Origin of the sequence: Pseudomonas linyingensis, assembly GCF_900109175.1 — a bacterium.
GTDB classification, from domain to species: Bacteria; Pseudomonadota; Gammaproteobacteria; order Pseudomonadales; family Pseudomonadaceae; genus Geopseudomonas; species Geopseudomonas linyingensis.
In genome coordinates, this window is the sequence record NZ_FNZE01000022.1 from 50,653 (window position 1) to 61,387 (window position 10,735).

The following is a 10,735-nucleotide window of genomic DNA, read 5'->3' on the forward strand; positions in this document are numbered from 1 at the left end:
CGTTGCTCCTCACAGACTGTCGGGTTGCTGCAGGCGGCGGCGCACCTCGGCGAGAAAGCTCGCGCCGTAGTGGCCGTCGCTGGCGCGGTGGTCGGCGGCCAGGCTGAACTGCGCGCAGGCCAGCGCGCACACCCTGCCGTCTTCCACCCACGGCCGCTCGGCGATGCGGCCGACGCCGACCAGCGCCACCTGCGGCGGGTAGATCACCCCGAACACGCCATCCACCCCCTGGTCGCCGAGCTGGGTGACGGTGAGGGTGGCCTCGGAGAGTTCCGAGCTGCGCAGCGAGTAGCTGCGCGCGCGCTGCACCAGATCGCCCAGCTCCTCCATCAATTGCGGCAGCGGCTTGGACGCCACGTCGTGCAGCGCCGGGGCGATCAGCCCGCCCTGGCGCAGCGCCACCGCCACGCCGAGGTGGATGCCGGGGCCCGGCCGGAAGGCGCCGTCGATCCAGTAGCCGTTGAGCTGCGGGTAGTCGCCCAGCGCCAGGGCCACCGCCTTGAGCACCAGCACGCCTGGCAGCAGGCGCCGCTCCGGTGGCAGCTCGGCGTTGTAGGCGGCGAGCCAGGCCAGCGCGACCGCCATGGGCACCGTCTCGCTCAGGTAGTAGTGCGGGATCTCGCGCTTGGAGCGGCTCATCGCCGCGGCGATGGCCTGGCGCATGGCGGCGTGGCGGTCCTGCGCCGTGGCCGGTTGCACGGCGGGCTTTTGGGTCGCGACGGCCTCGACGTCGGCGAGGGTCACCGCGCCCTGCGGACCTGTGCCGGTCAGCGTGGCGGCGTCGATGCCCAGCTCGGCGGCACGCTGGCGCGCGACGGGGGTGATGCGGGTACGAGTAGCCGGGGCGGCGCCGGGCGTTGCGGCTGGCGGGGGATTCGGTGTTTGCGGCTGGGCTGCTTTCCTGGCTGCGACTGGGGCTGGGCGGCGCGGTGCGGTTTCCGCCGACCCGCCGGCCTCCAGCAGGGTGGCGATGGGCGTGCCCACCGGCACCTTGTCGCCGGGCTGGATCAGCAGCTCGAACACCCGGCCTTCCTGCCAGCACTCGATCTCCACCGCCGCCTTGGCGGTGTCGACCACCGCGACCACCTGGCCGCGATGCACCGCATCGCCCGGTGCCACCTGCCACTGCAGCAGGGTGCCGGCATCCATGTCGGCGCCGAGGGAGGGCATGCGGAATTCGATCATCGGCCGAGTAGTCCCCTGGCCGCCGCCACTATCGCCGGCACCTGCGGCAGCGCCGCGTCCTCAAGATGTTTGGCATAGGGCGTAGGCACCTCGGCGCTGCACACCCGCGCCGGCGGCGCGTCGAGGTCGAAGAACGCCTGCTCGACGATGCGCGCGATGATCTCGGCGGCCAGGCTGCCGCTGCGCCAGCCCTCGTCGACCACCAGCGCGCGGCGAGTGCGGCGCACCGACTCCATGATGGTGGCGTCGTCCAGCGGGCGCAGCACGCGCAGGTCGATCACCTCGGCGGAAATCCCCTCGCCGGCCAGCTGTTCGGCGGCCTCCAGCGCCTTGGCCAGGGTGCCGCCGTAGGCAATCAGGGTCAGATCCGAGCCCGCCCGGCGCACCCGCGCCGAGCGGATGCCGACCACCTCCGTCTCGTCCAGCTCGCCCTCGACGTTGTACAGCGCGCCCTGTTCGAACAGCAGCACCGGGTCGGGGTCCTCGAGCGCGGGCCAGAGCATGCCGCGGGCGTCCTCCAGGGTGGCCGGGGCGAGGATCTTCAGGCCGGGGATGTGCGCCAGCCAGCCCTCCAGGCTGTGCGAGTGCTGCGCCGCCAGCTGGCGCCCGGCGCCGGTGGTCATGCGCACCACCAGCGGCACCGAGAACTGCCCGCCGGACATGTGGCGCAGGGTGGCGGCGGTGTTCATCAGCTGGTCGAGGGCGAGCAGGCAGAAGTTCACGGTCATCACCTCGACGATCGGCCGCATGCCGCCGAGCGCCGCGCCGATGCCGGCGCCGACGAAGGCCAGCTCGGACAGCGGGGTGTCGCGCACGCGCTGCTCGCCGAACTCGTCGACCAGGCCCTTGCTCACCGCGAAGGTGCCGCCGTAGCGGCCGACGTCCTCGCCCATCAGGAACACCCGCGGGTCGCGCGCCAGTGCCTCGCGCATTGCTTCGCGCAGCGCCTCGCGGTAGCTGGTGCGGCTCATGGCTGCCGCTCCGGGGTGTAGACGTCGGTCAGCAGCGACTCGACCGGCTCCAGGCTGCCGGCCTCGGCGCAGGCCACCGCCGCCTCCACCTCGGAAGCCGCCTCGGCCTCCAGCGCCGCCACGCCGCTCGCGTCGAGCAGGCCGTCGGCGATCAGCCGCGCGGCGTAGCCCTTGATCGGATCGCGCTGGCGCCAGGACTCCACCTCGGCCTTGTCGCGGTACAGCTCGGGGTCGAACATCGAGTGGGCGCGGAAGCGGTAGGTCTGGTACTCGAGGAACACCGGGCCGTGGCCGGCGCGCACCTGCTTGGCGGCCAGGCGGGTGGCCTGGTGCACGGCGACCACGTCCATGCCGTCCACCGCGCGGGCCGGCACCCCAAAGGCCGCGGCCTTGGCGGCCAGGTCGGTCTGCGCCTGGGCGCGGGACAGCGCGGTGCCCATGGCGTAGAGGTTGTTCTCGCAGCAGAACAGCACCGGCAGCCGCCACAGCGCGGCCAGATTGAGCGACTCGGCGGCGGCGCCCTCGGCCATCGCGCCGTCGCCGAAGAAGCAGGCAGTGACCCGCCTGCCGCCCTGCATGCGCTCGGCCAGCGCCAGACCGACCGCCAGCGGCAGGCCGCCGGCGACTATGGCGTTGCCGCCGAGAAAGCGCGTGGCGGCGTCGAACAGGTGCATGGAGCCGCCGCGGCCGTGGCAGCAGCCCTCCAGCCGGCCGTACATCTCGGCCATGATCGCGTCCATCGGCACGCCCCACAGCAGCGCGTGGCCGTGCTCGCGGTAGGTGGCGACCACCGCGTCCCCGGCTTCCAGCGCGTGCAGCGCGCCGGTGGCCACCGCCTCCTCGCCGATGTACAGGTGCAGGAAGCCGCGGATCCTGCCCTCGCCGTACAGCTCGGCGGCGCGCTCCTCCATCCGGCGGATGCGCAGCATGTCGCGCAGCAGGGTGACGGCGAACTCGGCCGGGTAGGGCACCGAACTCATGTCGGGTTCTCCAGGGTCGAGGTGTCGCCCTCGGGCAGGCCCAGCTCGCGGGCCTTGAGCAGGCGGCGCATCAGCTTGCCGCTGCGGGTGCGCGGCAGGCTGGGCAGTATGTCCAGCTCCTTGGGCGCCACCGCCGCGCCGAGGCGCCGGCGGGCGTGAGCGAGCAGGCCGTCGTGCAGTTCGGCGCTGGCGGTGAAGTCGCCCTTCAGCGAGACGAAGGCCTTCACCGTCTCGCCGAGGATCGGGTCGGGCTTGCCGATCACCGCCGCCTCGGCCACCGCCGGGTGTTCGAGCAGCGCGCTCTCCACCTCGAACGGGCCGATCAGGTGGCCGGCCGACTTGATCACGTCGTCGCTGCGGCCGACGAACCAGTAGTAGCCGTCGGCGTCGCGGCGGGCCAGGTCGCCGCTGAGGTACCAGTCGCCGGCGAAGCAGCGCCGGTAGCGCTCCTCCTGGCCGAGGTAGGCGCGGAACATGCCGGGCCATGGCTGCCTGAGCGCCAGCTCGCCGATGGCCTCATCCCCCAGCATCTCCAGCGAGCCGTCCTCGCGCCGGTGGACGATGGCCGCCTCGATGCCCGGCAGCGGCTGGCCCATCGAGCCCGGCTTGATCGCCATGGCCGCGGTGTTGGCCAGCATGATTCCGCCGGTCTCGGTCTGCCACCAGTTGTCGTGGATCGGCAGGCCGAGCACCTCCTGGCCCCACCACACCGCCTCGGGGTCGAGCGGCTCGCCGACGCTCGCGACGAAGCGCAGCGCCGGATACTTATGGGCGCGGGCCAGCTCGTCGCCGACCTTGATCAGCAGGCGGATGGCGGTCGGCGCGGTGTACCAGACGCTGACCTTTTCGCTCCTCAAGATGCCGTACCAGCGCACCGCGTCGAAGTCGGCGCAGTCGACCACGCTGGTGACGCCGAGCAGCAGCGGGGCGAGGATGCCGTAGGAGGTGCCGGTGACCCAGCCGGGATCGGCGGTGCACCAGAACACGTCGTCCGGGTGCAGGTCGAGGGCGTACCTGGCGGTGACCAGGTGGGTGAGCGCCGCACCGTGCACGTGCAGCGCGCCCTTCGGCGTGCCGGTGGTGCCGCTGGTGAAGTGCAGCAGCGAGGGGCTGTCGGCGCTGGTCGGCGCCACCGGGAAGTCGTCGCCGGCCTGGTCCATCAGCTGGCGCAGGTCGTGGGTGCCGGGGATCTGCACCTTGCCGCCGTTGTCGTCGAACAGCAGCACCTGCTTGAGCAGGGGTAGCTGGTCGCGGATTGCCGCGACCTTGCGTCGGTACAGCGACTCGCTGGTCAGCAGCACTGCGCCCTCGCCGAGGCGCAGGCGGGTCTCCAGCGGCTCCGGGCCGAAGGCGGAAAACAGCGGCGACACCACGCAGCCGGCCTTGAGGCCGCCGAGCACGCCCAGGTACAGCTCCAGGCCACGGTTGCACAGCACGAACAGCCGCGCGCCGGGCTTGACGCCCAGCCCCGCGAGGGCGCCGGCGAAGCGGCTGGTCAGCCGCGCCAGCTCGCCGTAGCTGACCTCGCGGCGGCAGCCGTCGCGAAACAGCAGGCGCAGCGCGACGTGTTCGCGCAGGGGGCCGGCGGCATGCCGGTCGACCGCCTCGAAGGCCAGGTTGAGGCCGCCGCCGGGCAGACCGGTCAGCCCCTTGGCTTCGGCCTCCCAAGAGAAGGCAGCACGCGCCTCGGCCGTTGCCGGCCAGTTGGGCGTTACCCGCAATGCGGCGGGAGTCTTGTCGATGCGGTCAGCGCGCATGGCGTCACTCCATGCCCGGCATGGGCGGCTCGTGTTCGTGCTCGTCCTTGCCGGGCACCTCGGTCAGGGTCGCCTCGGTGAGCAGCAGCACGCTGGCCACCGACACCGCGTTCTCCAGGGCGATGCGCACCACCTTGGTCGGGTCGACGATGCCCGCGTCGTACATGTCGACGTACTGGTTGGTCGCCGCGTCGAAGCCGACCGGCCCGCTCTCGCCGAGGATGCGCGCGACCACCACGCCGGCGTCCACCGCCGAGTTCTCGGCGATGGTGCGGGTCGGCGCCTCCAGCGCGCGACGCAGGATCTGCACGCCGGTCCTCTCGTCGCCGGCGCACTGTTCCTCCAGCGCGGCCAGCGCCGGCACCGCGCGCAGCAGGGCCATGCCGCCGCCGGGGACTATGCCCTCCTCGATGGCCGCGCGGGTGGCGGCGATGGCGTCGTCGAGGGCATCTTTTTTCGTCTTCATTTCCGCCTCGGTGGGCGCGCCGACGCGGATCACCCCGACGCCGCCGGCCAGCCGCGCCAGGCGCTCCTGCAGCTTCTCGCGGTCGTAGTCGCTGCTCGCCGCCTCGATCTGCGTGCGGATCTGCGCGATGCGCGCCTCGATGGCCTCCTTGCGCCCGCCGCCGCCGATCAGCGTGGTGCTCTCCTTGTCGACCACCACCCGCTTGGCGCGGCCGAGCTGGCGCAGCTCGACCTGCTCCAGGCGCAGGCCCAGCTCGCTGGAGATCACCTGGCCGGCGGTCAATACAGCGATGTCCTGCAGCATTTCCTTGCGCCGCTCGCCGAAGCCCGGCGCCTTCACCGCCACCGCGCGCAGCACGCCGCGGATCTGGTTGACCACCAGGGTGGCCAGCGCCTCGCCCTCGATGTCCTCGGCGATGAACAGCAGCGGGCGGCCGCTCTTGGCGATCTGCTCGAGCAGCGGCACCAGCTCCTTGAGCAGGCCGATCTTGTGGTCGCAGAGCAGCAGGAAGGGATCATCGAGCACCGCCTGCATCTTCTCCGGGTCGGTGATGAAGTAGGGCGAGATGTAGCCGCGGTCGAAGCGCATGCCCTCGACCACGTCGACCACCGTCTCGGTGGTGCGCGACTCCTCGACGGAGATCACCCCCTCGCCGCCGACCCGCTCCAGCGCGTCGGCGACCAGCTCGCCGATGGGCGCGTCGTTGTGCGCCGAGATGGCTGCCACCTGGGCCTTCTCCTTGCGCGTCTGCACCTTGCGCGACTGCGCCTTGAGCGAGTCGACGGCCGCCTGCAAGCCGCGATCCAGTCCGCGCTTGAGGTCGATGGCGCTGGCGCCGGCGACCACGTTGCGCACGCCGTCAGCAAGGATCGCGTGGGCCAGCACGGTGGCGGTGCTGGTGCCGTCGCCGACCGCCTCGCCGGTGCGCTCGGCGGCCTGGCGCAGCATCTGCGCGCCGAGGTTCTCCTCGGGGTCCTCCAGCTCGACCTGCTTGGCGATGGTCACCCCGTCGTTGCACACCGTCGGCGTGCCCCACTTCCTCTGGATCAGCACCGACTTGGACTTCGGCCCCAGGGTCACGCGGATCGCGTCAGCCAGCTGGGTGGCGCCGCGCAGCACTTTCTCGCGCGCGGCGTTGCGAAACAGCAGCTTGGTGTGGGGCATGGTGGCGCCCTCCATCGTCGTCGTGGGGCGGCAGCCATGGGGGTGGACAGGATCGGCTCGCCGCCGGAGTCCTTTCAGCGTAGCGAGGGGGCGACGAGTTCGCCGGGCCGTTCGGCCTTCGCGAGGGAGCATGGTGCGCCGTGCGCACCATGGCTCAGACGTCGACCGCCGCCTGGGTCAGTCACCGGCTGTCCGCCTGTTGCGCGACCTTCAGCTCGCTGAACGACACACCCTTGGTTTGCGCCGCCGGCTGGTGGCGCTCCACGGTGGTGCCGCGCCGGCGAAGGCCTCTGTCAGCGTGGCCCCGGTACCGTGCCCGTCGATGTCGACTTCGTGGGGGACGGTTTGCGAGTGCATGGGGATGGCCCGCTGCTGGCTGCAGCCGATCACCATGATCACGGCGCCAAGTGGTGGTTGCCGATATTTGAGTAGTCGTAGGTAAAGACGATCCGCGGGTCCGCCCGGATCAGCCGTTCATCCTTGCCGGCGTAATGCAGCCGGCTGAGCAGGTCCTTGATGAGGTTGAGTCGCGCCAGGCGTTTGTTGTCGGCGTGTACCAGCGTCCACGGTGCTGTCGGGGTATGCGTGCGCGCCAGCATTTCGTTGCGGGCCTGGCTATAGGCCCGCCACTGCTTGAGCGCCTGGTCGTCGATCGGGCTGGTTTTCCATTGCTTGAGCGGGTCCGACCTGCGGTCCGCTAGGCGTTTCTTCTGCTCGATCTTGCTGATGTCGAGATAGTACTTGAGGAGCTTCACGCCGGAGCGGACCAGCATGTTCTCGAACTCCTGGACCGAGCCCATGAACTCCTCGTATTCGGCTGTGGTACAAAAGCCCATCACCCGCTCTACACCGGCACGGTTGTACCAACTGCGGTTGAACAGCACGAGTTCCTGGGCGGTCGGCAAATGAGGCACATAACGCTGGAAGTACCATGACGAACGGTCGCGATCGGAGGGTTTGCCGAGGGCGACGACGCGAGTTTCGCGCGGGCTCAGATGCTGGATGATGCGCTTGATCGTGCCGTCTTTGCCGGCCGCATCGCGGCCTTCGAGGATGATCAGGATCTTGTCGTTGCATCTGATGAAGTGCCGCTGCAGCTTGACCAGTTCGACCTGCAGGCTGCGCAGGGTCTTCTTGTAGGCCTTTTTCGAGGGCGGGTGCACGTCCCCGCTCGATTCCGGTCGTTCGCCTTGCTTGCCCATATGCCTGCCTCACCCACTGCCGCGGCAGACCATGGGTGTTGTGTCGCCCATTGGTTGCAGCCGCCTGTCATGCTAGTTAAGTTCAAGATAGCCGGGCGTGGAAAAAGGCGCGCGTGGGCATGGGTAATCGCCCAGCCGCCTCGCCAGGGGATCATGCCTCCCCGGCGTCGCCACCCGGCTGCTGGGCCAGGAAGGCCTTGGCCGCCTTGCGCATGGTCGGGAAGTACAGGGTGTCATCGGCCTTGAGCGCATGCGCCTTGCGCCATTCCATGAGTTCCTGGTAACGCCCGGCGACTACCAGCTGGATGCCCTTCTGGCGCAGCGTGGCCTTCAGGTCCTCCAGCGCCAGGTAGCCGGTCACATCCATCTGCGTCACCGGCATGGCATCCAGCACCAGCCAGCGCAGGTCCTCGCCGGCCCGCTCGATGGCGTGCTGCACTTGCTGTTTGAAGTAGGCGGCATTGAAGAACACCACCGGCGCATTGAAGCGCAGCAGCAGCAGGCCGGGGTGGGTGGTTGCCTCCGGATGGGCCGCCACGGGATGGAAGCCGGACATGCCGGGCAGCTTGCCCAGCACATCGACCCGCGGCCGCGAGGAGAGCCTGACGAAGCGGATCAGCGAGAGGGCGAGCACCACCAGGATCGCCTTGATGGCGCCCACCCAGATCACGCCGAGGGTGGCCAGCATCGCCAAGGCGAACTCGACCCGGCTGAAGCGGAACAGCAGTGCCAGGGCCCGCAGATCGATCAGCGATATCGATGCCATGATCAGCACCGCGGCCAGCGCCGCGATCGGCACGAAGCGCAGGGGTTCGCTGAGGAACACCAGCACCAGTCCAATGGCCAGCGCCGCTATGACGCCGGTCAGCTGGGTGCGGCCCCCCGCAGCGTCGCTCATTGCGGTCCGCGAGTCGGCACCGCTGATGGCGAAACTCTGGGTGACCGCCGCCGCGATGTTGGCCGCGCCCAAGGCGGCGAACTCTCGGTCGGCATCGATATCGTAGTGGTTCTTGGCGGCGAAGCTGCGCGCCGTGAGCATCATGCTGGAGAAACTGACCAGCGCCAGCCCCATCGCTGCCGCCGCCAGCTCGTCGAACAGGTGCCAGGGAACGTGCGGCCAGCGCAGCTCCGGCAGGCCGGCGGGCACCGCGCCGATGACGGCCACCCCACGCTGATCGAGATTGAAGATAGCAACCACGGCTGCGGCGACCAGCAGCGCCAACAGAGCGGCTGGCAGGCGCGGCAGCAGGCGCGGCGAGATCAGCAGCACGGCGAAGGCGCTCAGCCCGACCAGCAGGGTCGGCCAGTGGTAGTCGGCATACTGCTCGATCAGTTGCAGCGCAGCCGGCACAATGCCGGGCGCATCGACGGATACCCCGGCCAGCTTGCCCATCTGCCCGGCGAGAATGTGCAGGGACACCCCGTTGAGGAAACCGACCAGGATGGGCTTGGAGAGAAAGTCGGCCAGCGCCCCGAGGTGGATGAAGCTCGCCAGGATGCAGAGCACCCCGGTCAACCCGGCGAGGGCAACCGACAGCGAGAGATAGAGTTCGCCATCGCCGGCGGCGAGCGGAGCCAGTGCCGAGGCGACCAGCGCGCAGGTCGCCGCGTCCGGGCCGACGATCAGCTGGCGCGAGGTGCCGAACAGGGCATAGGCCAGCAGCGGCAGGATGCTGGCATACAGGCCGACCACCGGGCTGAAGCCGGCGAGCTGGGCATATGCGACGCCGACCGGCAGGGCGACGGCGGCCACCGACACGCCAGCGACCAGGTCGCCCGGCAGATCGCGGCGCCGGTAGACGAGCAGCGCGGCGAGGCCGGGAGCCAGGCGCTTCATCCAGCGGGAGAAACGACCGTGCTGCGCTTTGCCCATGCTGGAGTCCTATGCCTGAGGCCAGCAATCAGCGGCCGCTGGATAAACCGGATGCTACCTGGCAAGACAAGCCTGGACGCCCTCCCTTGTCGCTCCGCCGGCAGCCGCGCACGGAGGCGCCCACCATGCCTTGAGCAAAATCAGGCCGTCGCCGGGATTTCTTCAGCGTAGCGAGAGGGAGGGAAGTTCGCCGGGCCGTCCGGCTGGTGCCTTCGCCTGCCTGCGGGAGAGGGGGAGATGGTTTCTGTGGCGACAGTTCAGACGTCGACCACCGCCTGCGCCAGCCACTGGCCGTCCGCCTGCTGGCACACCTTCAGCTCGCAGAACGACACCCCCTTGGCCTCCGCTGCCGGCTGGTGCCGCGCCACATCCACAGTCTCGCCCCAGGCGGTGGCGTGCAGGCGGGTACCGGTGATCTGCACCTTGAAGCGCGAGAACAGCAAGTGGCGGGTGGCCATGCGATAGATCAGCGCGTTCAGCCAGTCGACCAGCAGCAGCTCCACATCTGGGGCGTCACCGTCGATGGTCACCGACTGTTTCGGCACGACGGTGGCCGGGTCGCAGATCACCGCGGTCAACGCCAGTGCCGCGCCGGCGAAGGCCTCGTCCAACGTGGAGCCGGTGCCGCGCACGCCGATGTCGGCTTCGTGGGGGAAGGTTTGCGCGGGCATGGGGTGGGCTGAGCGTGTGAGTGGTTTGGGTAGAGTAGCTGGGCAGAGGCTTGCTGGGTTGGGAGACTCTTTCCTGTTGATGTTGCAGCCGCCGGCCCTCACGCGAAGTTCTGGAGCAAGTTGAACGGAGGTGTTGACAGCGTTTTTCAAGGCTGTATTATTCGCCTCCTCGCTGCAGCGGCCTCCGGGTTACGGCAGCGAGAGAGTTACGCAAGTGGTTGAGTAGAAAAGAAAATTTCGAAAAACGCTTGACAGAATGCAAGGCTGCTGTAGAATTCGCGGCCTCGGTTGAGACGAAAGACTTGATCGAAACGCTCTTTAACAAGTTGAATCAAGCAATTCGTGTGGGTGCTTGTGAGATAAGACTGACAGTCGCAAGATTATCAGCATCACAAGTAGTCTCGTGAATTCATGAGTTTATTTGCGATTGCTGAGCCAAGTTTAGGGTTTTCTCAAAACCCGCAAT

General features: G+C 69.3%; 8 protein-coding genes. All 8 read right to left on the reverse strand.

Features of this window, described 5'->3' with window-relative positions; genetic code table 11:
- Positions 1-9 precede the first annotated feature (9 nt).
- Positions 10-1,185, reverse strand: a complete 1,176-nt coding sequence (locus tag BMZ19_RS20115) for a dihydrolipoamide acetyltransferase family protein (RefSeq protein ID WP_090313367.1) — start codon at positions 1,183-1,185, stop codon at positions 10-12.
- Complete coding sequence (locus BMZ19_RS20120; RefSeq protein WP_090313368.1) at positions 1,182-2,156, reverse strand: alpha-ketoacid dehydrogenase subunit beta; 975 nt, start codon at positions 2,154-2,156, stop codon at positions 1,182-1,184. Before BMZ19_RS20120 ends, BMZ19_RS20115 begins: the two co-directional genes overlap by 4 nt.
- Complete coding sequence (gene pdhA / locus BMZ19_RS20125; RefSeq protein WP_090313369.1) at positions 2,153-3,136, reverse strand: pyruvate dehydrogenase (acetyl-transferring) E1 component subunit alpha; 984 nt, start codon at positions 3,134-3,136, stop codon at positions 2,153-2,155. The genes BMZ19_RS20120 and pdhA overlap by 4 nt, the downstream gene beginning before the upstream one ends.
- The gene (gene acsA / locus BMZ19_RS20130; RefSeq protein WP_090313370.1) at positions 3,133-4,893 is read right to left on the reverse strand and encodes an acetate--CoA ligase; all 1,761 of its coding nucleotides are present in this window, start codon (positions 4,891-4,893) and stop codon (positions 3,133-3,135) included. The genes pdhA and acsA overlap by 4 nt, the downstream gene beginning before the upstream one ends.
- A gap of 4 nt (positions 4,894-4,897) precedes the next feature.
- Complete coding sequence (groL, locus tag BMZ19_RS20135; protein ID WP_090313371.1) at positions 4,898-6,523, reverse strand: chaperonin GroEL; 1,626 nt, start codon at positions 6,521-6,523, stop codon at positions 4,898-4,900.
- 395 nt (positions 6,524-6,918) lie between these two features.
- On the reverse strand, positions 6,919-7,725 hold the full coding sequence (gene ppk2, locus BMZ19_RS20140) for a polyphosphate kinase 2 (RefSeq protein ID WP_090313372.1): 807 nt from the start codon (positions 7,723-7,725) through the stop codon (positions 6,919-6,921).
- Between the two features lie 151 nt (positions 7,726-7,876).
- Positions 7,877-9,598, reverse strand: coding sequence for a SulP family inorganic anion transporter (locus tag BMZ19_RS20145; protein WP_212633259.1), 1,722 nt, complete (start codon positions 9,596-9,598; stop codon positions 7,877-7,879).
- A 257-nt stretch (positions 9,599-9,855) separates the two neighbouring features.
- Entirely contained in the window at positions 9,856-10,269 is a 414-nt protein-coding gene (locus BMZ19_RS20150) for an archease (RefSeq protein ID WP_090313373.1), read from the reverse strand.
- Positions 10,270-10,735: the final 466 nt, after the last annotated feature.